20 protein-coding genes and 1 pseudogene are annotated in these 24,617 nt (G+C 70.2%); 10 read left to right on the forward strand and 11 right to left on the reverse strand.

Annotated features, from left to right (window positions below; all coding sequences use genetic code 11):
* Nucleotides 1–51: 51 nt before the first annotated feature.
* From EP757_RS40780 to EP757_RS40795, 4 genes are all read right to left on the reverse strand, one after another.
* Complete coding sequence (locus tag EP757_RS40780; RefSeq protein ID WP_127553671.1) at nucleotides 52–1,716, reverse strand: WxL domain-containing protein; 1,665 nt, start codon at nucleotides 1,714–1,716, stop codon at nucleotides 52–54.
* Between the two features lie 178 nt (nucleotides 1,717–1,894).
* Nucleotides 1,895–3,298, reverse strand: a complete 1,404-nt coding sequence (locus EP757_RS40785; protein WP_127553672.1) for an MmgE/PrpD family protein — start codon at nucleotides 3,296–3,298, stop codon at nucleotides 1,895–1,897.
* Nucleotides 3,295–4,062, reverse strand: coding sequence for a cyclase family protein (locus EP757_RS40790; protein WP_127553673.1), 768 nt, complete (start codon nucleotides 4,060–4,062; stop codon nucleotides 3,295–3,297). Before EP757_RS40790 ends, EP757_RS40785 begins: the two co-directional genes overlap by 4 nt.
* Entirely contained in the window at nucleotides 4,063–5,256 is a 1,194-nt protein-coding gene (locus EP757_RS40795) for a CaiB/BaiF CoA-transferase family protein (RefSeq protein WP_127553674.1), read from the reverse strand.
* Between the two features lie 77 nt (nucleotides 5,257–5,333).
* Here EP757_RS40795 and EP757_RS40800 point away from each other — a divergent pair, with 77 nt between their 5' ends.
* Nucleotides 5,334–6,755, forward strand: coding sequence for a dihydroorotase family protein (locus EP757_RS40800; protein WP_127553675.1), 1,422 nt, complete (start codon nucleotides 5,334–5,336; stop codon nucleotides 6,753–6,755).
* Between the two features lie 762 nt (nucleotides 6,756–7,517).
* Here EP757_RS40800 and EP757_RS40805 read toward each other — a convergent pair.
* Together EP757_RS40805 and EP757_RS40810 are read right to left on the reverse strand one after the other, a co-directional pair.
* A complete protein-coding gene (locus tag EP757_RS40805; protein WP_232050262.1) occupies nucleotides 7,518–8,456 on the reverse strand; it encodes an alpha/beta hydrolase in 939 nt (312 codons plus the stop codon).
* A gap of 125 nt (nucleotides 8,457–8,581) precedes the next feature.
* Nucleotides 8,582–8,845 carry a hypothetical protein gene (locus tag EP757_RS40810; RefSeq protein ID WP_232050263.1) on the reverse strand — a complete coding sequence of 88 codons (264 nt, stop codon included), beginning with the start codon at nucleotides 8,843–8,845 and terminating at the stop codon, nucleotides 8,582–8,584.
* A gap of 240 nt (nucleotides 8,846–9,085) precedes the next feature.
* On the opposite strand from EP757_RS40810, the gene EP757_RS40815 reads away from it, so the two are divergent.
* Together EP757_RS40815 and EP757_RS40820 are read left to right on the forward strand one after the other, a co-directional pair.
* A complete protein-coding gene (locus EP757_RS40815) occupies nucleotides 9,086–10,771 on the forward strand; it encodes a glycosyltransferase (RefSeq protein ID WP_127553678.1) in 1,686 nt (561 codons plus the stop codon).
* Nucleotides 10,768–12,717, forward strand: a complete 1,950-nt coding sequence (locus EP757_RS40820) for a galactose oxidase early set domain-containing protein (protein ID WP_127553679.1) — start codon at nucleotides 10,768–10,770, stop codon at nucleotides 12,715–12,717. The genes EP757_RS40815 and EP757_RS40820 overlap by 4 nt, the downstream gene beginning before the upstream one ends.
* 7 nt (nucleotides 12,718–12,724) lie before the next feature.
* On the opposite strand, the gene EP757_RS40825 is transcribed toward EP757_RS40820, so the two are convergent.
* On the reverse strand, nucleotides 12,725–13,744 hold the full coding sequence (locus tag EP757_RS40825) for a glycoside hydrolase family 6 protein (protein WP_127553680.1): 1,020 nt from the start codon (nucleotides 13,742–13,744) through the stop codon (nucleotides 12,725–12,727).
* A gap of 168 nt (nucleotides 13,745–13,912) precedes the next feature.
* Here EP757_RS40825 and EP757_RS44945 point away from each other — a divergent pair.
* Nucleotides 13,913–14,056: pseudogene (locus EP757_RS44945) on the forward strand (M20/M25/M40 family metallo-hydrolase); the annotation flags it as partial.
* A gap of 58 nt (nucleotides 14,057–14,114) precedes the next feature.
* Nucleotides 14,115–14,324, forward strand: a complete 210-nt coding sequence (locus EP757_RS43615; RefSeq protein WP_197725481.1) for a hypothetical protein — start codon at nucleotides 14,115–14,117, stop codon at nucleotides 14,322–14,324.
* Here the strand turns inward: EP757_RS43615 and EP757_RS43620 are convergent.
* Together EP757_RS43620 and EP757_RS40845 are read right to left on the reverse strand one after the other, a co-directional pair.
* Nucleotides 14,281–14,910 (reverse strand): isochorismatase family protein, encoded by a 630-nt coding sequence (locus tag EP757_RS43620; protein ID WP_127553681.1) that lies wholly within the window; start codon nucleotides 14,908–14,910, stop codon nucleotides 14,281–14,283. The two genes, EP757_RS43615 and EP757_RS43620, sit on opposite strands and share 44 nt — an antisense overlap.
* Nucleotides 14,910–16,103 (reverse strand): CaiB/BaiF CoA-transferase family protein, encoded by a 1,194-nt coding sequence (locus EP757_RS40845; protein ID WP_127553682.1) that lies wholly within the window; start codon nucleotides 16,101–16,103, stop codon nucleotides 14,910–14,912. The genes EP757_RS43620 and EP757_RS40845 overlap by 1 nt, the downstream gene beginning before the upstream one ends.
* 61 nt (nucleotides 16,104–16,164) lie before the next feature.
* Here EP757_RS40845 and EP757_RS40850 point away from each other — a divergent pair, with 61 nt between their 5' ends.
* The 4 genes from EP757_RS40850 to EP757_RS40865 are packed head-to-tail and all read left to right on the forward strand — an operon-like array spanning nucleotide 16,165 to nucleotide 21,461.
* A complete protein-coding gene (locus tag EP757_RS40850; protein ID WP_197725482.1) occupies nucleotides 16,165–17,070 on the forward strand; it encodes a hydroxymethylglutaryl-CoA lyase in 906 nt (301 codons plus the stop codon).
* 27 nt (nucleotides 17,071–17,097) lie between these two features.
* Nucleotides 17,098–18,579, forward strand: coding sequence for a class I adenylate-forming enzyme family protein (locus EP757_RS40855; protein ID WP_127553684.1), 1,482 nt, complete (start codon nucleotides 17,098–17,100; stop codon nucleotides 18,577–18,579).
* Complete coding sequence (locus EP757_RS40860) at nucleotides 18,576–19,430, forward strand: DUF4437 domain-containing protein (protein ID WP_127553685.1); 855 nt, start codon at nucleotides 18,576–18,578, stop codon at nucleotides 19,428–19,430. Before EP757_RS40855 ends, EP757_RS40860 begins: the two co-directional genes overlap by 4 nt.
* A gap of 51 nt (nucleotides 19,431–19,481) precedes the next feature.
* Nucleotides 19,482–21,461, forward strand: coding sequence for an acyl-CoA dehydrogenase (locus EP757_RS40865; protein WP_127553686.1), 1,980 nt, complete (start codon nucleotides 19,482–19,484; stop codon nucleotides 21,459–21,461).
* A 29-nt stretch (nucleotides 21,462–21,490) separates the two neighbouring features.
* Here the strand turns inward: EP757_RS40865 and EP757_RS40870 are convergent, their stop codons facing one another.
* Nucleotides 21,491–22,093, reverse strand: coding sequence for an SAM-dependent methyltransferase (locus tag EP757_RS40870; RefSeq protein WP_127553687.1), 603 nt, complete (start codon nucleotides 22,091–22,093; stop codon nucleotides 21,491–21,493).
* A 43-nt stretch (nucleotides 22,094–22,136) separates the two neighbouring features.
* Nucleotides 22,137–23,141: a hypothetical protein gene (locus EP757_RS40875; protein WP_127553688.1), complete on the reverse strand. Its 1,005-nt coding sequence runs from the start codon at nucleotides 23,139–23,141 to the stop codon at nucleotides 22,137–22,139.
* 189 nt (nucleotides 23,142–23,330) lie between these two features.
* On the opposite strand from EP757_RS40875, the gene EP757_RS40880 reads away from it, so the two are divergent.
* Nucleotides 23,331–24,224 (forward strand): AbfB domain-containing protein, encoded by an 894-nt coding sequence (locus EP757_RS40880; protein ID WP_127553689.1) that lies wholly within the window; start codon nucleotides 23,331–23,333, stop codon nucleotides 24,222–24,224.
* The last annotated feature ends 393 nt before the right edge of the window (nucleotides 24,225–24,617 follow it).

The following is a 24,617-nucleotide window of genomic DNA, read 5'->3' on the forward strand; positions in this document are numbered from 1 at the left end:
TCGGGTGAGGGGCGGTGTGACCGCCCCTCACCCCTTTCAGAAGGGCACGGGTCAGCTCAGCGTGAGCGTGAGCGTCGCCGTGTAGGTGCCCGCGAGCTGGATCGCCGGCACCGTGAGGGACAGATCGGCCGACGCGTCGAACGAGCCGCCGGTGACCGTGCCGGCCGAGCTGGCCGGACCGGAGCACAGGGTCGCCTCGTTGACCGGCGCGCCCGCCGTACCGGCCGCCGCCACGCTGGCGTTCGTCGCGCCGGTGTGGTCGGTGCAGGACGGCGTCCAGGTCAGCGCGCTGGCCGGGATGGTGCCGCCGGGAACGCCGGTGAAGTCGGTGACCTCGGCCGCGAGCTCCCAGCCGAGGGTGCTGCCCCGGTTGTCGGTCACGTTGATCGCCGGCAGCTTGCCGGTGGCGACCTGCGCCGTGCCGTTCAGCGTCACCCCGGTGAAGAGGATCGTGCTCGAGCCGGTGCCCCGGGACATCGACAGCGAACCACCGGTGACGGTCTCCGAGAGCTCGTACTTGAGATCACAGGAACCGGTCGCGGCGTTCGCCTCCTTCGCCGTGCAGGCGTCCGCGGACGCGGTCCACGGCGCCAGGGCGAAGAGCCGGCCGGCCACCGCACCGATGTACGCGGTCGCCTTGTCGTTGACCGTGAACGAGGTGCTGATCCCGCCGGTCGCCGTCGCGGTGGCGGCGACCGCCGCGTCGGTGGTGGGCGGGGGCGGCGGAGCGCCGGTGAGCGCCTGGTAACCACGGACCGCCACGACGGTGCCCGGGTCCCAGTCGGTGCCCTTGACGGAGATCGCCGTGCCGGCGCCGCCGCCCGAGGGCGTGATGGTGATCGTCGGCGTGCCGAGGATCGTGATGGATACGAGGACGGTGTTGGTGCCGTCGGAGACCGAGAGCGTCCGGGTGCCGGTCGTGGCGTTCGCCGGTACCACGAGTGTTCCGGTGCCGGCGCCGTTCGCGCCGGTGGACCCGGTGCCGCTGCCTTCGGCGGTACCGCCACCGGAGCTGTCCTTCAGCGACGCCGTGAGGGTCGCGTTCGGCTCGAGCCCGGTGACCGAGAAGTTGATCGTGTTGGCGGCCCGAGCGGCGGTGTTGCCGTTCTGGCCGGTGATCGAGGTGATCGTCGCGCCGCCGTCGAAGATCGTGGCGTTGTGAACGATCGTGGTGTCGGCCGGCGACGCCTTGTGGTCCCGGTCGCCCTCGTTCGAGCAGTACGTGGACGCCGTGGTGTTGGCGAACTTGACCTGCTTGACGGTGAGGGCGACGGCGCCCTGCGAGCCGGCGACGAACGAGCCGGTCGCGGTGAAGCCGCCGAGCTTGGCGTACGCCGCGACAGCGCCGGACGGGTAGTTGTTCTGGGCGAGCGTGACCGTCCCGGTCTGGCTTCCGGAGAGGCCGACCGTGATGGCCACGGGCACCGAACCCGCGGTGAGCGGGACCGGGCCGTTGGTGGAACCTTCCGCCGCGACGAACGACACGTTCACCGTCTGACCGGGCTTCGGCGACGCCGGGTTCGTGGTCAGGGTGAACGTGTCCGCCCAGACGGACGGGGAGGTTCCGGTGCCGGCGTCACTGAAGTAGATCCGGCACCCGAGGGAGTTGGCGGTGGGACCGTAAGCGGCTGCCGGCGCCTGGACGGCCACGACGCCGGCCAGAGCCAGCGCCGCGCCGGCCGCGGAGGCCAGAGTCCTTCGTACGATGCTTTTCATGGGTGGTGCCGCGTCCCCTCTCTCAGATGGGTGCGCCCCCGCCGTCACCGGCGGCGGCGCTCTTGCGCGCGGTACACATCCGGTTCGCCAACCGTTTCCCATAGGGAAACGGCGTTTTCCATTTGTGTGGGATCAATAAACGCGTTCCGCAACAGCTGTGTCAACCCACCGACCAGCTCTATTTCGCATGGCGGAACACTGTTTCCCGAAATGGAAACAGCGCCGAAACCGGTCCGCCGGTACGCAGCGCCGCCACCGCCCGGGCGAGCGCCGCCACCGCGTCCTCGTCCAGCGCCCGGATCGCGTTGCCGGTGAACTTCGCCGTCACCTCGGCGGCGCTGAGCGGGTGCCCGGGACCGCCGCGGGAGCTGTCCACCCGATGCTCGAGGACGTGACCGCCCGTCGTCCGCACCCGCAGCACCCCGGCGAACGCGCGCGGGAACGCGGCGGTGGCGGCCGGGTCGGCGACGACCCGCACCTTGGCGGCCAGCTCCAGCCGCCGCTCGTCCAGACCGGCGAAGTCGTCCAGGCCGACGCCCAGACCGGTGCCGCCGGTCAGGGCCACGGCCAGCGTGTACGGCCCGGAGAACTTGGCGTGGTACCCGGTCCGCGGGCGGGCCTTCTCGGCCGGCGGCTCGGCGATCGTGCGCAGCACCGGCTCGGCCACGCCCAGCTCGATCGCCGCCACGTCGTCCGGGTCCAGCCCGGCCGCGCGCAGGGCCAGCGCGCCGTCGATCCCGGCATGGGTGAAATGGTTCGACGGGTACGGCTTGAAGACCGTCCGCAGCAGCTCCCAGCGCTCGCCCAGGGCGTCGGTCACGGCCGGCGGGTCGAACCGCCCGGTGTGCGCCGTGAAGAAGCCGAAGCGTCCTTCCAGGACGGTCGGCGGCCCGGTCAGCCCTTCGGCGGCGAGGGTCGCGGCCACCACGCCGCCGTGCGCCGCCCAGCCGCAGTGCGCCCGCTTCACCGAGCCGCCGGTCCGGTTCGCCTCCAGCACACCGGCGCCCATCGACGCGGCGATGCCGATGGCGTCCGCTATCCGCCCGGCGTCCAGCTCGTAGAGGCGGGCCACGGCCACCGCCGCGCCGATCGTGCCGCAGATCGAGGTGGCGTGCTGGCCGCGCTCGAAGTACAGATTCGCGCCGGTGTCCGGGTCGCAGCCGGCCATGCCGAGCCGGTTCGTCACCTCGATGCCGGCGGCGATCGCGGCGATCAGGTCGCCGGGCGCGCCGGCCTCGGCGGCGGCGAGCGCGGCCGGCACCACCGACGCGCTCGGGTGCAGCACCGACGGCAGGTGCGTGTCGTCGAAGTCCAGCGAGTGGGCGAGCACGCCGTTCACGAACGCGGCGTTCGGCGCCGGAAGCCGGTCACCGTAGCCGAGCACCGAGGATTCGGGCACGCCACCCCAGCGGCGCATCGCCCTGATCCCGGCGGGTCCGGCGTCGGCGTCCTTCTCCGCGTACGCCGCGAGTGCGTTCCCGAGAACATCCAAGATCCGGGTCGGTACGTCGGCCCGCACCCTCTCCGGCGGGTCGACCCCGGCGGCGAACTCCCCCAGCTCGTGCGCGAGGGGCGCCGTCACTGGACGACCGCCAGCGGCCGGACCGGCGAACCCGTCGCGCCGACCAGCTTGAGCGGCGCCAGGATGAACTGGAACTCCGTCACCCCGGCGTCGGCCAGCTCACTGAGCAGCATCGTCTCGACGATGTTGATGCCGGCCTCGACCAGCAGGATCCGGTGCACCGGCAGGCTCGCGTGACCCGCGCCGGGCGCCAGGTGCTCGTACGCGATCGTCTCGGCGCCGGTCACCGCGACCTCCCGATCGACGAGCCATCGCGCGGCGTCCACGCCCGGGCCGGGCACGCCTGTCGACGTACCCAGGAAGGACGCGCCCTCGCCGAAGCGCCTCGACCAGCCGGTGCCCACCAGGACCGCGTCCCCCGGATTGATCGGGAGGTCGCCGCGGGCGGCCTCGAGATCGGCGGCCGTCACCTCGTAGCCCGCCGGCAGCACCTCGACGCCGTGCACGCGCGCCACGTCGAGGAGGACACCCCGGCCCACGTAGGGCGCGAACTCGTCGATGCCGAGCCGGGAGAAACCGGCGTCGGACTGCACGTCGGCGGCGACGATCCCGCCGTGCAGGAGGCCGTCCTGGGAGACGTGCGCGAGCGCGTCGACGTGCGTGCCCACGTGCGTACCCATCATCAGCACGTCGTTCGCCGCCGAACCGCCGCCGGCCCGCACCATGTCACCGTGCCGGCGCACCAGCGAGTGGTGGTACGCCGGGTGGTTCGGCGACTGTGGAATGCCCCGCCGCATCGGCTGGGCGAGGTCGAAAACCTTCATTCAGATGATCCCTTCGGCCCTCAGCGCCGCCCGCTGCTCCTCGTCGTAGCCGAGGCCGGCGAGCACATCATCGGTGTCCGCGCCCCGCGGCCGGCCGGTCCAGCGGATCCGGCCGGGCGTGCGCGACATGCGGTAGAGCGGGCCCGGCATCCGCACCGGCCCGAGCGTCGGATCATGCGCGGTCGTCACCGAGTCGCGCGCCCGGAACTGCGGGTCCTCGAAGACGTCGGCGATGTCGTAGACCGGTGCGATGGCGGCTTGGGCCTGTTCGAATGCTTCCTGTACGTCCTTCAGGTCTCGCGCGCCGATCCACTCACTCATCGCCTCGTCCAGCACGTCCGCGTGCGCGGCCCGGCCCACTCCGCTCGCGAACCACGGCTCGTCGATCAGCTCGGGGCGGCCGATCAGGCGCATCACCCGCTCGGCGATGGGCTGGGCGCTGGTCGAGACGGCGGCCCACTTGCCGTCGGCCGTCCGGTAGGTGTTCCGGGGCGCGTTGTTGACCGAACGGTTGCCGGTCCGCTGTTGCACGATGCCGAGCTGGTCGTAGACCATCGCCTGCATGCCGAGGACGGTGAGCATGGGCTCGACGATGGCGAGGTCGATGACCTGTCCCGGTCCGCCGTGGACGTCCCGGTCGTAGAGGGCCGTCATGATCGCTTGGGCGCAGGTCAGTGCGGCGATGCCGTCGGCGAGACCGAACGGGGGCAACGTCGGCGGGCCGTCGGGCTCCCCGGTGATCGCGGCGAATCCGCTCATCGCCTCCGCCAGGGTGCCGAAGCCGGGCCGGTGGCTGTACGGCCCCGTCTGCCCGTATGTGGTGACCCTTGCGATGATCAGCTTCGGGTTGAGTTCGTGGAGGATCTCGGGCCCGAGTCCCCAGCGCTCCAAGGTTCCCGGACGGAAGTTCTCGATCAGGACATCGACGTCTTTAATGAGATTTTTCGCTATAGCGGTGGCTTTGCCGAGGTTGAGGGTGATCGTCCGCTTGTTGCGGCCGAGCATCGTCCACCAGAGCGGCACACCGTCCTTCGCGGGCCCGTGGCCGCGCGCCGGATCACCCTTCGCCGGGTGCTCGATCTTGAGAACGTCGGCGCCGTAGTCGCCGAGGATCGTCGCGGCCAGTGGTCCGGCGAACAGGGTCGACGCGTCGACGACCCGTACGCCCGTGAGGGGGCTGTCAGCGGCGGGCATGACACACCCTAACCGCTCTGTTCCATTAAGGGAAACCTCGTTACTGTGTGCGAAACACCTGTGGGAGGTTGGGCCGGATGAGCCGTTACGATCTACTGGTACGCGGAGGCACTCTCGTCGTGCCCTACCTGGGGACGGTCGAGGCCGACCTGGCGGTCGAGGACGGCAAGGTGGCCGCGATCGGCTCCTTTGCTGCGGACGAGGCCTCGGAGGTTCTGGACGCCACCGGCAAGCTGGTCTTCCCCGGCGCCGTCGACGCCCACTTCCACCTGGGCATCTACCGTGACCTCGCGGTCGACGCCGCCGAGGAGACCCGGTCGTCGCTGGTCGGTGGCGCCACCACGGTGCTGTCCTACTTCCGTACCGGGCAGCACTACCTGAACAAGACCGGGGCGTACGCCGACATCTTCCCCGAGGTGCTGGACGCGGTGGCCGGCCACGCCTGGACCGATTACGGCTTCCACCTGGCGCCGATGGACACCGCCCAGGTCCGCGAGGTGCCGTCGCTGGTCGAGGGCAGCGGGGTCAGCTCGTTCAAGTACTACATGTTCTACAAGGGCTTCAACCTCTCCGCCGACTCCCGGGACGCCAAGGCGTTCACGATGAGCGACGAGTACGACCTCGGCCACCTCTACCAGCTCATGGAGGCGGTCGCGGCCACGAACGCCACCACCGACCGCCGGGTCTCCCTCTCGCTGCACTGCGAACAGGCCGAGCTGATGCGCCTCTTCATCGACCGGGTCCGCGCGAACGGCGACCCGCAGACGCTGAAGGCGTACTCGGACGCCCGCCCGCCGCTGACCGAGCGGGTCGCGATCGGCGAGGCCACCACCCTGGCGAAAGCCACCGACTGCGCGATCAACCTACTGCACCTCTCGTCCGGCGAGGCCCTCGCCGCCGCCCGCGAGGCGCGGATCGCGATGCCCGGCGTCGACATGCGCTTCGAGGTGACGCTGCACCACCTCTGCCTCGACCACGACTCCCTTCCCGGCCTGGGCGGCAAGGTGAACCCGCCGATCCGCACCCGGGCCGACAACGAGGCGCTCTGGGCCGGCGTCCTCGACGGCACCGTCGGCTGGGTCGCCTCCGACCACGCCTGCTGCCTCGAAGAGGAGAAAGGTGACGAGCTCTGGCCGGCCCTCCCCGGCTTCGGCGGCACCGCGCTGCTCTACCCGATCCTGCTGAGCGAGGGCATGCACAAGCGCGGCCTCTCCCCCGCCCGGGTCGCCGAACTCGTCTCCGCCAACCCGGCGCGTGCCTACGGTCTGGACGGCCGCAAGGGCAACCTCCTGCCCGGGTACGACGCGGACCTCGCCATCGTCGACCCCGACCTGGAACAGGAGGTCACCACCGACCTGCTGCTGTCCGGCCAGGACCACTGCCCGTTCGAGGGCCGCAAGGTCCGAGGCTGGCCGGTCGCCACCGTCCTCCGGGGCCGGATCGCCTACCAGAACGGCGTCGTCACGGGCGCCCCGCGAGGCACTTTCGTGGCCCGCTGACCGAGCCGGTGGCCGGCGGTTCCCCCTTCCCGCCGGCCACCTCCCCGCCCTGCCCCGCCCTGCCGCGCCCCGCCCTGCCGCGCCCTGCCATGCTCTGCCCTGCCCAGCCCTGCCGCGCCACGCCATGCTTCTGCCCTGCTGCGCCCCGCCTTGCCACGCCCTGCCCTGCTGCGCCCCGCAGATCTTGGACTCGCGGAGTCTCGTTCTGGCGGGCTGGGGCTGATCCGGGTCTGGCGGTGCTCGTCGAGCGCGGTCGCGGTGAACCCTCGAAGGCCGAAGGTCATCCAAGATCCGCGGCGGGAACGGGCGGCGGGCGGCTGCACCCGGGTGGCGGGCGACCGCGCCGCATACCGGGAGGCAGGCGACCGCGCCGCATGCCGGGTGACAGGCGACCGCACCGCATACCGGGGTGACAGAGGGCTGCGCCGGGTGACCGCGCCGGTGACTGGGCCGGGCACCCCGCCGCTGCGGGCGCCCTGCGACTGCGAACGGTGACGGCGGATCTTGGAGCGGTGACGCTTTGTGGAAAGTGGTGGGTGCTCCGGGCCCCACAGGTTTCCACTGATCAGCCGATCCCGCAGCGAAGGCGTGACGAACCGTGCCGCAGCGGACCCGGACGCCGGAACGGCTGACGTGGCGGCGCCGCGCACTCCCGACGTCCATGCGGCCTGGTGGAGGCCCGCCGGAGAGTGGCTGTACAGCAGACGGCCCGGACCTGCGGTACGGCCAGTCCTGCCGGCCGTACCGCAGAGGGACGTCAGGTCAGCTGATCGTCTCGATGACGGCTGAGGTCAGCAGGCCCTGGTAATAGGAGCCACCGGGGTAATACGTGGCGGTCGTCGTGCCGGAGACCGCGTCGCGGGCCCAGTTCACGGCGAGGGTCTGCAGGGCGCTGACGTTCGGGGCCTTCGAGGCGCCACCGGTCAGGGTGCAGAGGAAGTTCGTGGTGGCGCCTTCGGCGTCGCAGTGGCTGCCGGTGGTGAGGCGGACCCCGAGGAACGGGCGGTCGATCCTGTTCTGGAGTTCGACGGTGCCGCTGGCGTTGCTGTTGGAGAGGTACGGCGGTGACGAGATCGTGAGGATCGGCAGGCTGGTGCCGGAGAGCCCGGTCAGGCCGTCCGCCATGTTGGTGCCGGACGGGGATTTCACCGGGTCGAGCAGCTGAAGGAACTTGAGTGCCGAGAAAGTGGCCGGGTACGCCGTACGCAATCGGTTGGCTATGTGAGTGACCGCCTCGCCGCCGGCGGAGTGCCCGGCCAGCACCAACGAGGACGGCAGGGTGGTGCCGGAGCGCCCGGCCGTGGCGGCGGCGGCCGCATAGCTGGCGCCGAGCGCGCCTGAGGAACCGAGCAGGGCGGCCACGTTGTTGAGGAACGCCGTGTTGTTGCCGGTGTTGTTGACGGTGCAGCCGTACAGGTTGGACGACGGCAGGGCCGGGGTGAACACCAGGAAACCGGCGGCCTGGTATTTACGGGCCAGGTCGGCGACGTTCGTGTTGGAGCGGGAGAAGCCGTGCTGCAGGTAGACGAGCGCCGCCGGGGTGGTGGTGGCGGGGAAGAACCAGTCGGCGTCCTGGTTGAGCGTCGAACCGGCGCAGGGGATCGTGACGGCGCCGTCGACCTCGACGGCAGCGGCCTGGGCGGGGGAAGGGGTCAGCAGGACGGCTGCGGACACGAGCAGCGCCACGAGGAAACGGGGCACGGGACCTCCATCGGTCATCCGTAACACTCTCCGAAACAGTGTTTCCATTAATGACCGTCGATCGGCACATGTCAAGACGCACGAAAAAGGCCCGGCATCAGCCGGGCCTTCGCCTCTTGCGAACCTCACTCCTCGTAGCGGGGAACCACCAGAGGATGCCGCTCGTCGTCGCGCGCCGCGAGGCCCGCCATCGATCGCACGTACTGCTGCCGCGTGATCTCGCCGTCGAGCAGCTGCGCGCAGAGCACCCCTTCGAGACTCTGCGGAGCGAAGAGCGCCTCGGGGATGTTCAGCGGCTCGGCCTCGGCCTGGGCATCCGCGCGCACCCCGCGCACCGCAAGCACACAGGCGCCGGCCAGAACGAGGATGAGCAGGGACAGGATCAGCATCGCCACCGCCTTCATCGGTCACCGCGGGGCAGCTACGCCCCGCCCACGACTAAGAGAACGGATCACAGCGCGTGATGGTTCGACGGAATCGACGCCGAGGATGGATGTCCTAAGTTTACTTTTTGAGGATATTGCCGCTAAGTGACCGATACACATGCTAAATACCCTGCGCCGCATTTGACGCGTTATCTCCGGGGAGCCTGGGCGGCTCCGCAGACGCGAGTGGATGCAGGGAGTGCGATGACGTACGACTACGACGGCTTCAGCCGTCTCGCCGGCGACCCCGATCCGGTGCCGGAGGCGGGATACCGGGTCCGGATGAGACCACTCTCCCGGCGGCGGCCGATCCGTACCGTGCTGATCGCCGCCTTCGCCTTCGCGTTCGAGTCGACGTTCTTCGGCTGGCTGATCTCGTCGATGGAGTTGCCGGACCGGCAGCGGGCGATCACCGCCGTGATGATCGGCGCGACCGTCCTCATCGAACTGTTCCGGCTGGTCAACGTGGTGACCCTGTGTCTCGCCACGCTGCGGGCCCGGGATCCGGTGCCGGTCCCGCCGGACGAGGATCTGCGCGTCGCGTTCCTCACCACGATCGTCCCCGGCAAGGAGCCGCTGGAGATGGTGGAGCGGACGCTGCGCGCGGCGCGGGAGATCCGGCATCCGGGCCGGTACGACGTGTGGCTCCTGGACGAGGGCGACGACCCGGACGTGAAGGCGATGTGCCGGGAGGCGGGGGTCCACCACTTCAGCCGCAAGGGGGTGGTCGAGTGGAACACCGGCGCCGGCGGCTTCAAGGCGAAGACCAAGCACGGCAACTACAACTCCTGGATCGACAAGCACGGCGCCCGGTACGACGTGTTCGTCAGCGTCGACCCTGATCACGTGCCGCTGCCGAACTTCTGCGAGCGGCTCCTCGGGTACTTCCGCGACCCGGACGTCGCGTTCGTGATCGGCCCGCAGATCTACGGCAACTACGACAACGTGATCACCCGGTGGGCCGAGTCGCAGCAGTATCTCTTCCATTCACTGCTGCAGCGGGCCGGCAACCGGCTGGGCGTCCCGATGCTGGTCGGCACGAACAACGCGGTCCGGATCGCGGCGCTTCAGAGCATCGGCGGCCTGCAGGACTCGATCACCGAGGACATGGCGACGAGCCTGGTGGTGCACAGCACCGTCAATCCCGCGACAAACGATCGCTGGAAATCCGTCTATACCCCCGATGTCCTGGCGGTCGGCGAAGGGCCGTCCTCCTGGACCGACTACTTCAGCCAGCAACACCGCTGGTCACGCGGCACCGACGAGGTCTGCGTCGCCCAATTCGGATCCATGATCAAACGATTGGGGGTACGCCGCGCGCTGCACTACGGCCTGCTCATGGCCTATTACCCGCTGACCGCCGTGGCCTGGTTGCTCGGCGCGCTGACGGCGATTCTGCACATCGTCGGCGGGGTGCGGGGGGTGCAGGTGCCGCAGCAGGTCTGGCTGATGCTCTACGTGGACGCCGCGATCTTCCAGGTCGGCCTCTACCTCTGGAACCGGCGGCACAACGTCAGTCCGCACGAGGAGGCCGGTTCGTCAGGGCTCAGCGGCATGCTGCTCTCCACCCTGTGCGCGCCGATCTACGTCTCCTCGTTCCTGCAGGCGGTGCTGCGCCGCCGCGCCGGGTTCGTGGTGACGCCGAAGGGTGACTCGGCCAGCCCGGATCGCCTGCTGACCTTCCGTACGCACCTGCGCTGGGCCGCGTTCTACGCCGTCCTGCTGCTCATCGCGGTCGCCGCCGGCCACGCGCACGGCCTGATGTGGCTGTGGCCCGCGCTCAACCTGACCCTCTGCCTGACCCCGGCCGCGATCTGGCTGGCGGCGAAGTCCCCCGCCGGACAACCGGTAGTGACACGAGAAGAAGAAAAAGTGGAGACCCTGGTATGACCCCCCGACCTCGCCCGACCATCACCCGGCGGTTGCTCACCGCCCTGACCACGATCCTGGCGATGGCCGCCGTGGTCGTGGTCAATAGACCGATCGTGGTCCTCGCGACCGACCGCTACCACGAGTTCGCGATCAACAGGCAGTCCTACAAGGAGACGTTCGGCCACTGGTCGCTGCTGCCGGTGCCGGCCCACTTCAAGATCAATGCGATTCACGCGGCGCTGCTGAAGACCGGCAAGGTGCTGATCATCGCGGGCTCCGGCAACAACCGGCAGAACTTCGAGGCCGGTACGTTCCGCACGATCGTGTGGGACCCGCGCACCGACGGGTTCACCGACGTACCCACGCCGACCGACCTCTTCTGTGCCGGGCACACGTTCCTCGCCGACGGGAAGTTACTGGTCGCGGGCGGGACGAAGTCGTACGAGGTGCTGGAGAAGGACATCACCCACGCGGCCGGCGTCATGAAGATCAAGAACGAGTCGCCCGACTTCGGCGCCCGGGCCTTCCCGAAGGGCACCCGGCTCCGGGCGGACGACGGCCGCGTCTACGTGACCCGCGCGGACGTGAGCGTGCCGGCCGCGACGAAGATGTGGCACGGCGCGCAGACCATGGTGCACGCCGGTGAGGCCGAGGTGTGGGTGGACGCGGCCGAGGCCGGTGACGGGCCGATCGTGAAGGAGCCCGGGCAGTACTCCATCGAGGGCCTGAAGGGCGACGACACCCGCAACCTCTACGGCATCGCCGAGAAGATCACCCGGGACAAGCAGGAGTACGGCGGTGACAAGACCACCTACGAGTTCGACCCGGACACCGAGCGGTACGTCCGGACCGGCGACCTGTCCAAGCCCCGCTGGTATCCGACCCTCGCCACCCTCGCCGGCGGCGACATCCTGGCGGTCTCCGGCCTCGACCAGTTCGGCCGGATGATCCCCGGGACGAACGAGCGCTACCAGGTCAAGAAGAAGAAGTGGGTGCCCGCGCCGAGCCTGCGGCGGACCTTCCCGACCTACCCGGCGCTCTTCCTCACCCGCGACGAGCGGCTCTTCTTCTCCGGATCGAACGCCGGCTACGGCTCGGCCACCGAGGGGCGCACGCCGGGGCTCTGGGACGTCAAGAAGAACAAGTTCCAGCCGGTCTACGGTCTCCGGGACGGCTCGATGACCGAGACCAGCGCGTCGGTGATGCTGCCGCCCGCCCAGGATCAGAAGGTGATGATCATGGGCGGTGGCGCGGTCGGTGACTCGCCGGTCTCCACGGCACGCACCGCGATCGCCGACCTCGACGACCCGCGGCCGGTCTGGACGGCGGGTCCCGACCTGCCGAATCCGACCCGCTATCTGAGCACCGTCGTGCTGCCCGACGACACGGTCTTCACCAGTGGTGGGTCGTCCGGCTATCGGGGCGGCCCCTATCGCGGGCGTCAGCGGAGCGACCTTCTGACCGCACAGATCTATGACGTACGAGGAAACGCGTTCCGTAAGGCCGCGTCACCCTCGGTCGGGCGCAACTACCATTCCGAGGCTCTGCTGCTCCCGGACGGCCGTGTCGTGACGATGGGGAGCGACCCGATCTACGACCGGTCCGGGAAGAACCCCGGCGTCTTCGAGCAGCGCATCGAGATCTACAGTCCGCCGTACCTCTTCCAGAAGAACCGCCCGGTCGCGCCCACCGGTCCCAGCCTGGTCAAACGCGGCGAGAAGGCGTCGTTCGCGACACCCGACGCGGCCCGGATCGCCTCGGCCCGCCTGGTCCGGCCGTCGGCGGTCACCCATGGCACCGACGTGGACCAGCGGTCGATCGCGCTCGGGGTGCGGCCGGCGCCGGGCGGGGTGACGCTGTCGTTCCCGGAGAAGCGCGGCCTGGTGCCGGCCGGCTGGTACATGCTGTTCCTGATGGACGGCGCGGGAACGCCGTCCCCGGCGAAGTGGGTCAGGGTGCGGTAGCCGGCTTTCAGTTGATCGCCAGTTCCAGGGCGTACTCGGGCCACCACTGACCGGCCGGGGGAGCTCCCGTGCGGCACTCGCCGTCGGACTCCCCCGGCCGTTTCACCCACAGGTACGCGTCCACCAGCGGCTGACCGGTGCTCGTCGTCGGCGCCGGCCCGAGCGCCCGGCCCGGCGGATTGCACCAGTGCCCCTCCGCGTCCCGGCCGTCGATCGCGGCCGGGCCGTTGCCGTTGCGGCTCGTGTCGATGACGAACCGGGCGCCGCCGAGCCGCTCCGAGATCTGCGTGCCGTAGGCGACGTTCGCCTCGGTCGTCTCGAAGTTCGCCACGTTCAGGCTGAAGCCGTCGGCGTTCCTCACCCCGGCCTTGATCAGCGCGGCGGCGACACGGTCGACGTCGCGTACCCAGCTCGGGTTTCCGCCGTCCAGGTAGACGCGCACGCCGGGCCCTTCTTTCAGGGTGCTGATCGCCTCGCTCAGCAGCGTCAGCCGCTCCTCGGCGGCCGGTCCGCTCACGCAGCCCTGCAGCACGTGTGTGACGGCGTCCGGTTCCAGCACCACGATCGCGCGGGAGTCGCTGATCGCCCCGGCCAGCGCCGCCGTCCAGGCCCGGTAGGCGGCCGCGTCGGGCGCGCCACCCCCGGAGTACGCCCCGCAGTCCCGCTGCGGCACGTAGTAGGCCACCAGCACCGGAATCCGCCCGGCAGCGGCCGCCGCGGTGACCAGCGAACGGGCCCGATCGGCGAACCCCGGCGTGTCGTCGGCGAACCACACCGCCGCCGGTGAGTCGGCGATCCGGCGGATGGCGGCGGCGTCGGCAGCCCGGCCCGCTGCCGTCCAGCTGGCGACCTGCGCGACGGCCGGAGCGTCCGGCTCCACATAGAACTCCTGGCCGGCGGCCGGCGCTGCCGCCGTCGACTCCGACTGTGCCGTGGCTGTCGGCGGCGGCTCGGTGTCCGAGCCGGGCGTACAGGCGCCGAGAGCAACGAGTGCGGCGAGTCCACAGAGAGCAGGCAGAGTTCTCATCCGGACAAACGGTACCTTCTCCCTAAATGATCACCACACCGAGCGCGCCCCGGCGCCGTCATCGGCCGGGCACCGCCCGGATCCAGGCTGTGATCATGGGATGGCTGCCGGGGACCGAGGACTGCCTGACGCTGTGCAGGCGCTGCAAGCCCTGCTGCGGATTCCGACGGTCTCGACCAGGGCGGGGAATGGCGGCATCCCCCGTTCGGCGGAGTGGTCGAGGACGGCGTCATCTGGGGGCGGGGGACTCTCGACGACAAGGGCAGCCTCGTCGCCGTCTGCCTGGCCGTGGAGGGGCTGCTCGCCGACGGGTTCGTGCCGGCCCGGGACGGCGGAGCACTTCCCGGAGGCGGTGACGGCGCCGTACGTCATGATGGCCGCCACCGACGCCCGGCACTTCACGGCGATCTGCGAGCGGGTGTACCGGTTCACGCCGTTCGCGATGACGAAGAAGCAGCGCGAGGCCATTCACAGCTTCGACGAGCACCTGACGGTGGACGCGTTCCTGAAGGGCGTCGACTGGTATCGCACCCTGCTCAGGACACTGCCGGAAGATGTGCCAGCGACTCGGCGAGGGTGACCACGTCGGCGTACTTGGCGTTCAGGTCGAAGAGATTGGCCTCGTGCGGCCCGGAGGAACGGTCGGCGCAGGCCTCCCGGACGACCATCGGCCGGAATCCGTGCTGCAGCGCGTCGAGGGCCGAGGCACGGATGCACCCGCTCGTGGAATAGCCGCCGATCACGAGCGTGTCGATGGAGTGGGAAGCGAGCCAGGCGGCCAGTGAGGTGCCGGCGAAGGCGCTCGCGTAATGCTTGACCACGACGAGCTCGGCCGGCGCCGGATCGAGCGGCGGGGCGAATCCACCCAGCCTGCTGCCCTCGGCGAACACTTTCAGGGCCGGCACCTTGGCGGCGAAGAGCGGCGCTTCCGAACACGATTCGTCGGCGAACCGGACCGTCGTCCAGATGACCGGTACGCTCGCGGCCCGCGCCTGCTCCGCCAGCTGGGCCATCGCCTCGGCGGCGGCCTGGCCGGTCCGGAGGAAGAGCGGGGAATCGGGATCGGTGTAGGCCAGGGCGGCGTCGATCAGCAGGACGGCGGGGCGATTTCCCCAGCCGAGACGGCGGGCGAAACCCGCCGTCTCGTAATCGGCGTCGAGGCTCATCAGATGACGCCGCGTTCCTTCAGCAAGGCGACCTCGCCGGGTGAGAGGCCGAGCAGGCCCTGATAGACCTCCTCGTTGTGCGATCCGAGCGCCGGACCGGCCCACTTGACCTCGCCCGGCGTGGACGAGAGGCGCGGCGCCACGTTCTGCATCGGCACCGGGCCGAGCTCGGGGTGGTCGACGGTGATCACCGCCTCGCGGGCCTGCACGTGCGGGTCGGCGATGATGTCCTCGGCGGTGTAGATGCCGCCGGCCGGAACCCCCGCGTCGTGCAGCAGCGACAGGAGCTTCGCGGACGGGACCGTACGGGTCCACGTGGCGATGATGTCGTCGAGCTCGGCCTGGTGCTCGCCGCGGGCGCCGTGCGTGGCGTAGCGCGGGTCGGCCGGCAGGTCGGGGCGTTCCATCACGTCGGCGAGCCGGCGGAAGACGGTGTCCTGGTTCGCGGCGATCAGCACGTCGGAGCCGTCGGCGCTGGGGTAGACGTTGCTGGGCGCCACGTTCGGCAGGATCGGTCCGGTGCGCTCGCGGCGGTAACCGGCGACACCCCACTCCGGGATCAGCGACTCCATCATGGCCAGCACGGCCTCGTAGATCGCCGAGTCGACGACCTGCCCGCGGCCGGTGCGCTCGCGGGCGTGCAGGGCGGCGAGGGTGCCGAAGGCGGCGTACGTCGCGGCCAGCGAGTCACCGATGGAGATGCCGCTGCGGGACGGGGCACGGTCGGCCTCGCCGGTCACGTAGCGCAGCCCGCCCATCGCCTCGCCGATCGAGCCGAATCCGGCGCGGGGCGAATACGGCCCGGTCTGCCCGTATCCGGTCACCCGGACCAGGATCAGCCGCGGGTTGATCGCGGCGAGTTCGTCGTACGACAGACCCCAGCGTTCGAGCGTGCCCGGCCGGAAGTTCTCCAGCAGCACGTCCGCCTTCTCGACCAGCTTGCGGACCAGGTCCTGCCCCTCGGTGGTGCGCAGGTTGCAGGTGACCGATTTCTTGTTGCGGGCCACGACCGGCCACCAGAGCGACTGGCCGTGCGGCTTCTCCCGGCCCCACTGGCGCATCGGATCGCCCTTGCCGGGGTCCTCCAGCTTGATCACCTCGGCCCCGAAGTCGCCGAGGAGCTGCCCGCAGAAGGGGCCGGCGAGCAGGGTCCCAGTCTCCAGGACGCGGATGTCAGATAGTGGTCCGATCATGCCCGTCAGCCTATCCTTGCGAAACAGTGTTTCGCTAGATGAAACGGTGAGGTGGTCAAGGGTGGAGATCGTCGAGGTCGGGCCGCGGGACGGACTGCAGAACGAGAAGGTCGTCCTGCCGACGTCCGTCAAGGTCGCGCTGGTCACCCGGGCCATCGAGGCCGGGCTGCGGCGGATCGAGGTGGCCGCCTTCGCCCGTCCGGACCGGGTTCCGCAGATGGCCGACGCGGAGGAGGTCCTCCGCGAAGTTCCACGATCGCCGAAGGTCAGATATGCCGCCCTGGTCCTCAACGGCCGCGGACTCGACCGCGCTCTGGCGCTCGGCGACAGCCGGCCTCACGAGATCAACTATGTAGTTGTCGCCAGTGACGAGTTTTCCCGGCGCAACCAGGGGATGTCTACGGCCGAGTCGCTGGCGGCGTTCCGCGCGGTCGCCGCCCGGGCTCGAAACGACGGATTCTTCGTGACCCTGACGGTCGCGGCGGCCTTCGGATGCCCGTTCACCGGCGAGGTTCCGGTCGCGCGGGTCCGGGAGATCGTCGCGGACGCCGGGCCGGTCGACGAGATCTGCCTGGCCGACACGATCGGCGTGGGCGTACCGATCCAGGTCACCGAGCTGGCCGACGCCGTGCGCGGGGTCACGGCGGGCGTGCCGCTGCGCGCTCACTTCCACAACACCAGGAACACCGGGTACGCGAACGCGATAGCCGCCGTGGCGTCGGGGTTCACGGCACTGGACGCGAGCCTGGGCGGGATCGGCGGATGCCCGTTCGCCCCGGCCGCCACCGGGAACATCGCCACCGAGGACCTCGCATACCTGTTGCGCCGCTCCGGCCTGGCGACCGGCGTCGACGCCGGCGCGGCGGCAGCGGCGGGCCTGTGGATCGGCGGGGAGCTGGAGCTCGGCCAAGTGCCGGCGCAGCTGGGTCGCGCGGGCGACTTTCCTGGAGATCTCCTCTTGCGGTGAGAAAGGAAACGGTGTTTCCATTCTCGCATGTTGCGGCCCGGTGGTGCTGATCTGACGATCGCTGGTGGGGTTCGGGAGTTCGGGCGGGCGACGCCGGACGTGATCGCGGTGCGGGACGGGGATCGCGCCCTGTCCTACGCGGCGCTGGACGAGCGGTCGTCGCGGCTCGCCTGCGCCCTGCTGGAGCTGGGCCTCTCCTACGGCGACCGGGTCGCGCTGCTCTGCGGCAACCGCCTCGAATATCCGGAGATCGCGGCGGGGATCGCCAAGGCCGGCCTGGTGCTGGTGCCGGTCAATCCGCGTCTGACGGCGCCCGAGGTGGGTTTCATCCTGGACCACTCGGGCGCGCGGGTCCTGATCGCGGACACCGGTCTCGCGATCCCCGACTTCCGCGGGCGTGTCGTCCTCATCGGCCCGGAGTACGAGCAGTGGATCGGCACGGCGGCGGCGCGGGATCCCTGGATCACGGTCGACGAACGGGATCCGTTCTGCATCGCCTACACCGCCGGGACCACCGGCGACCCGAAAGGCGTCCTGATCTCGCACCGATCCCGGGCGCTGACGTTCTACGCCACCGCCCTGGAGTGGGGCATCGGGCCGGGCCGGCGGACCATCGCCGTCGCCCCGATGTACCACGGCGCCGGTTTCGCGTTCGCCTACGCGGCCGTCTACTGCGGGGCGACGGTCAGCATGCTGCGGTCGTTCAAGCCGGACGCGCTGATCGACATGATCGGCCGGGACGGGGCGCAGTCGGTGTTCCTGGTGCCGACCCACGCCCAGCTGCTGCGGGCCCACTTCGAGGAGATCCCGCGCCTGCCCACCCTGGACACCCTGTACTTCAACGCCGCCGCCCTGCCCAAGGTCCTCAAGGAGTGGGTGTTCGAGGCGTTCCCCGGCGTCGGCGTGCACGAACTCTACGGATCCACCGAGGCGGGCGTCGTCACGAACCTGCGGCCGCCGGACGCCCGCCGTAAGGCCGGCACGGTCGGCCACCCGTGGTTCGGCACCCGGGTGCGGATCGTCGACCCGTCCGGCAACCCGGTGAAGAACGGTGAGCCGGGCGAGCTCTACAGCAGGTCGCCGTACCTGATGAACGGCTATCACGAGAACCCGGCCGCGACGGCCGCCTGCACGACCGAGGACGGCTTCCTCACCTCGGGCGACATCGTGATCCGCGACGACGAGGGGTTCATCTCCATCGTCGACCGGGTCAAGGACGTGATCATCACGGGTGGCGTGAACGTCTACCCGCGCGACGTCGAGGAGGTCCTGCTCACCCACCCGGCCGTCGCCGAGTGCGCGGTCGTGGGCGAGCCGGACGACCGCTGGGGCGAGCGGGTCGTCGCGTACCTGGTCGGCCGGGAACCGGTCGCCGCCGATGCGCTCGAGGCGTATCTGCGTGAGCGGCTGGCCGGGTTCAAGGTTCCGAAGCAGTACCGGACCGTCGCGGCGCTACCCCGCAACGCCGCCGGCAAGATTCTGAAACGCGAGCTGAGGAGTACGCCGTGAGGGCACATGTGGAGCTGATCCACGAAGACGACTACATCTTCCACACCGGTGAGCTGCCGTACGGCGAGGGCAAGATCCTTGAGCGCCGCCTGTCGACCGACGAGGAGGACGGCTCGTCGTCGCTGTCGCTGCACGCCACCGCGGACTGGGGCCGCAGCGCCGGGATCGCGCACGCCGACACCGAGTTCTACGTGGTGGAGGGGTCGCTGATCTACGGCGGGCAGGAGCTCGGCGCCGGCGGCTACATCCAGGTCCCCAAGGGCGTCCCGATGGACTGGATCAAGATCCGGGAGGGGTCGCGGATCCTGCACTGGCGGGAGTACGGCGACGCCGGCTTCGACCCTCTGACGTCGATCAAGGAGACGGACGCCTCGGGTGACGTCACCGTGGTGGACGCCAACACCATGGAGTGGACCGAGGCGACGTCGGTCGGGCCGCTCACCCCGCTCTACATCAAGCTGCTGCACCGCGACCCGAAGACCGGCTTCTACACCCGGCTGATCCGGGCCAAGAAGGGCTGGACCGACCACCGGCTCGCGCACCACCCCTGCTACGAGGAGTTCTACACGCTCGGCGGGAAGATGGCGTACAACTTCGGCGACATCGACGAGGGCACCTACTGCTTCCGGCCGGCGGGCGTGAAGCACGGCCACTTCATCGCCGAGACCGACATCGACTGGATCATCCGGTCGGACGGCGAGCTGACCAACTGGTACACCACTCAGGAATGGGTGAAGTGGGGCGGCCACCCGGAGAACTACGACGAGCACAACCACAGCCACCAGCCGGTCATCTCGACGCTGCCGGTGCGCTCGCGCTCCCGGGGTGCGTGGTCCGGCGACGGGATGTGAGATGTCCCGGTTTCCTGCTTGACTGAGGTTACCCGTGGGTAATATCGGCCCATGAACGGTCAGCAGAACTCCGTCGACCCGGCGCGCCTGCAAGAGGTGCTGGACGGTCGATGGGCGCACGTGCGTCAAGCGGTGCGGGACGGGCTCGGCGCCGATTTCGTCACGGTTCCCGGCGAGAACGGCGTCGAGGCCCGGGCCCGGATCAGCAGCCTGATCCGGAGGATCCCGCTCGACGTGGGCGTGGTCGACGCCTTCCCCGCCGAGTACGGCGGATCCGGCGACCAGGGCGGCTCGGTGGTGGCCGCCGAGATGCTCGCCCAGGTCGACCTCTCGCTCATGGTGAAGGCGGGCGTGCACTGGGGTCTGTTCGGCGGGGCCGTCGTCGCGCTCGGCACGAGGAAGCACCACGACGCCTACCTGCGCGACATCATGACGGTGGCGCTGCCGGGCTGCTTCGCGATGACCGAGACCGGTCACGGCTCGGACGTGCAGCAGCTGCGGACGACGTGTGAGTACGACCCGTCGACCGGCACGTTCGACCTGCACACCCCGCACGAGGCCGCGCGCAAGGACTACATCGGCAACGCGGCGAAGGACGGCCGGATGGCTGTCGTCTTCGCCCAGCTGATCACCGGCGGCAAGCGGTACGGCGTGCACGCGTGGCTGGTCCCGATCCGGGACGAGGACGGCAACCCGCTGCCCGGCGTCACGATCGGCGACGCCGGAGCGAAGGCCGGTCTGCTCGGCGTGGACAACGGCCGGATCTCCTTCGACCACGTGACGGTCCCTCGCGACATGCTGCTCGACCGGTACGGCCAGGTCGCGCCGGACGGCACCTACTCCAGCTCGATCGAGAACGACACCCGGCGCTTCTTCACGATGCTCGGCACCCTGGTCCGCGGCCGGGTGACGGTCGGCGGCGCGGCCTCGGCGGCGACGCGGAGCGCTCTCACCATCGCCGTCCGGTACGGCGACAGCCGCCGCCAGTTCACCAAGCCCGGTGACGAGCGCGAGGTGCTGCTCAACGACTACCTGGCTCACCAGCGCAAACTGCTGCCGGCCCTGGCCACGACCTATGCGTACGCGTTCGCTCAGGAGGAGCTCGTCGCCACGCTCGCGGACGTACAGTCAGAAGCCTCTGATCTTGATGAGCATCGCCAGAGGGAACTCGAATCACGTGCCGCGGGTCTGAAGGCCATGCAGACCTGGCACGCCACCCGCACGATCCAGATGTGCCGGGAGGCCTGCGGCGGCGCCGGATACCTGTCGGAGAACCGGCTGCCCGGCCTCAAAGCGGACACCGACGTGTTCACCACCTTCGAGGGCGACAACACGGTGCTGCTGCAACTGGTCGCGAAGGGGCTGCTCACCGGCTACCGGGACGCGTTCGGCTCGCTCGACGGCTGGGGTCGTGCCACGTTCGTCGCCGAGCAGGTCCGCGAGATGGTCCTGGAGCGCACCGCCGCCCGCTCGGTGATCCAGCGCCTGGTCAGCGCGGTGCCCGGACGTGACGAGGAGGTCGCGGTGACCGACCGCGGCTGGCATCTCAAGATGTTCGAGGACCGGGAGAAGCACACCCTGGAAGGCGCGATCCGGCGTCTCCGGGCCGGCGCCGCCACGAAGAAGGACCGCCCGTTCGACATCTTCAACGACGTTCAGGACCATGTTCTCCGTACGGCGGCAGCCCACATCGACCGGGTCACCCTCGAAGCGTTCGTGGCGGGCATCGAACGGGCCACCGACCCGGCCGCCAGGACGCTGCTGTCCCGGGTCTGCGACCTCTACGCCCTCAGCGTCATCGAAGCCGACAAGGGCTGGTTCCTGGAGCACGGCCGCCTCACACCGGCCCGCTCCAAGGCGGTCACCGGCGTGGTGAACGACCTGCTGCGCGCCCTGCGCCCGGACCTGCGAACCCTCGTCGACGCGTTCGCGATCCCGGAACACTGGCTGAACGCGGCGATCCTGCACGAGGAGCCGGGCCGCCAGGACGCGATGGCGAAGGAGGACGACGCCGTAGCGGCCGCCCGGTGACCGCGCCACGGTGGGCCGGCGTACAAGGGCTAGGGAAGCCGCCGCAGGACGTCCAGGAGGAACCACTCGTCCTCGTGGCGGATGACATGCTCGAACTCGGGACGCGCCAGCAACGCGGCGTGCACGTTGAAGCCGTCGTAGTTGTCGTTGCCGCGGTCCCGGAAATGCAGCGACACCAGGTCGCCGCCCGGTTCGAGGACCGAGGTCAGGCCGGTGAGGAAGGCGTCGAAGTCGGCGGCCGAGAGGTAGTAGAGCAGGTCCCCGATCACGACCAGGTCGAACGTCGCGGACGGCATTTCGGCCGGCACCGCGGCGAGCGAAGCCGTGACGTGCGGGAGGTCGGCTGTCTGCGAGCGCAGCTGGTCGACGGCCTCCGGGACGCTGTCGGTCGCCAGGATCGCGTCGCAGCGGGGGGCCAGCATCCGGGTGAAGACGCCGATGGAGGCGCCCGGCTCGTAGCAGCTGCGGTAGTGCTCCCGCGGCAGGCTGGCCAGCGTCACCGCGTATTTGCGCTGGTTGTGCCAGAGCGTCGCCACATCCCAGGGATCGTCCTTCGCCAGGTACATGCCGGTGAAGTGGTCCACGGAGACGGTGGTCTCCGGTGGTGCGGCGTCGCCCTCTGCTCGTGTCACGCCGGAATTGTGCCGAACCGGGAGACGACGCCGCCAACCAGGGTCACCGTGCCGTGACGGTGAGCGTGCCGACGCCCGATTCGGCGGTCACGGCGACGCCGGAGGAGTCGGAGCCGGAACCGAGCGTCGCCCCGGTCGGCACGCCCTTGTCCTTGTCGCCGTAGAGCGTGACGGTTCCCGCGCCCCTGCGGAACACCGCCTTCACCGGCACCTCACCGTCCGTGCTGATCTTCCAGGTGTTGACTCCACCGCCCATCAAGATCGGAAGAGCGGCGTCGGTACGGGGAAGCGCCAGCGTCAATCGCGCCGCCCCTCCGATCAGATCCACCCGATCGATGGCGCCGCGCGTCAGGTCGAAGTTCGCCACGCGAGCTCCGCCCCGCATCCGGATCGACCAGGCGACGTCCTCACTGAGCAGCACGTCCACCCGGGCCGACCCCTCGGGGCCGGTGGGTTCGACGAAGACCTTGACGGTGTCGCCGTCGAGTTCCGCCCGCGGTGTCACGCCGCTGCCGCCGGGGCTGGTCACCCGGTACCACCCGCTCGGCACGGTCCCCACCGTCACGTTCACCTCGGTGGTGCCGTCGACGAGTTCGAAGGTGGCCGAGTCCGGGACCGCCGGGGCGGCGCTGGGTTCCGGTTCGCCGATCTCCACCGGAGCGTTGCCGGGCGCCAGCGCGGCGGGCGGCTGGAACGACGGCAGCCGGGTCTCCTCCTCGCCGCCGCGCAGCACCGCCCATCCGGCGACCGCGGTCAGGAGCAGAAGAGCAGCGAACACCAGCGTCGTACGGCGCAAGCCGTGCCGTGGCCGCGAGTTCAGATGAAGCTCCAGGGTGGGCCGGGTGGAGCCGGGATACGCGTCCGGGATGAGGCCACGGCCGGTGCGGGTCGGTTCGGAGCCGGGTAGCTCGTAGTGGTCGGCGAGGGGGCCGACGCGGTGCGGGGCGTCCGGCCAGTACTCCGATATGTCCGGCAGATCGGAGATCTGCTCCTTCTCCGGGCTTCGGGGAACGTCTGGCGGGGTGGCGGGAACGGCGGGACTGTCCACGCGGGGTCTCCTCGGTAGCGCGCTGGTGGCTCCAGCCGGGGATACGGACAGAGAGCCCGATCAGTTCGACTGGGATCGCTCCCATATGAATTCCCGGCCTCAACCTCTTGCCTCGACCCCTCGATACCTGTAGATCATTATCGAACCATTAAGTCGCTATGCGCGAAATTTCTACGGGAAGTGGAATTGATGCCGGAAGATGAGGGCCTTCGCGTTGGCGGCTGGGTCCCGCCGTATTCCACCGATCAGGAAGCCGGCAACCTGCCCGCCCGCCCCGCTCTCCCCCGCACGCCGGAGCGCCTCGCGCTCGGACCGGGCCGATCGGCGCCGCCGCCGTCGGCCCGCCATTTCCTGATCCTGGCCGCCGTCGCCGCCCTCGGCTGCGGCGTGACCGCGATCGTGGCGCTGAACCGCACCGAGGATCCGGCGCCGGTCGCCCAGCAGAGCCGGGCCCCGCGGGTGGACCTCCCGGCGTTCCCGATCCAGCCCGAGGAGACCATCCCGCTGCTGCCCGCGCCGACCAGCGAGATCCCCACACTGTCAGCCGCCGCGCCTGCCGCACCCGTCGCCACCAGGAGCGCGTCACCGTCACCCGACCGTTCGTGGCGCACCGTCGAACCGTCACCGGCGAAGACCACGCCGCCGCCCGCCCCTCAGCCGGTCAGGTTGACCGCCGGATCGACGGTCGGGCTGGAACTCCTGGACCGCCCCGGCTACCGCGTGCGGCACCAGCACTACGAGGGCCGCATCGCCGCGATCTCCTCGTCCGACCCGGAAGAGGAGAAGAACGACGCGCGCTTCGTGATTCGCAAGGGCCGGGCCGCGCTCGACTGCTTCTCCCTGGAATCAGTAAACTTTCCCGGATATTATCTCCGGCACCGCGACTTCGTTATCCATCTGGACCGTGCCGAGAACTCGAATCTGTTCGACCTCGACAGCACATTCTGCTCGGAGTCGATTCGCGGCGGCAGCGCCATCGCATTGCGCGCCTACAATTATCCAAGCCGTTGGATAGCAGCGAACGGCGACCGCCTGGCGATCACCGAGTCAGGTGCGACAGCCTTCAGACCCGGCCGCCTCTGAGTGGTCCGCCGCTCGAACGCCGCGCTCGCCTTCGCCTGGGGCCGCCGATCGCACGTCTCGCGCCGCACGCCCGCACGCCCGCACGCCCGCACGCCCGCACGCCCGCACGCCCGCACGCCCGCACGCCCGCACGCCCGCACGCCGGATCTTGGGCCATTCTCGACCCGCAGAGGTAGAGAACGGCCCAAGATCCGGCCAGCCCTCGCCTCACCGCTCCAAGATCCGGCCAGCGTTCGCTCCGCCGCTCCAAGATCCGGCCAGTCCCCTCGTCTCACCGCTCCAAGATCCGGCCAGCGTTCGCTCCGCCGCTCCAAGATCCGGCCAGTCCTCTCGTCTCAGCGCTCCAAGATCCGGCCAGCCTTCGTCCCGCCACTCCAAGACCCGGCCAGCCTT

The organism is Actinoplanes sp. OR16, assembly GCF_004001265.1.
In the GTDB taxonomy this organism is placed as follows: Bacteria; Actinomycetota; Actinomycetes; order Mycobacteriales; family Micromonosporaceae; genus Actinoplanes.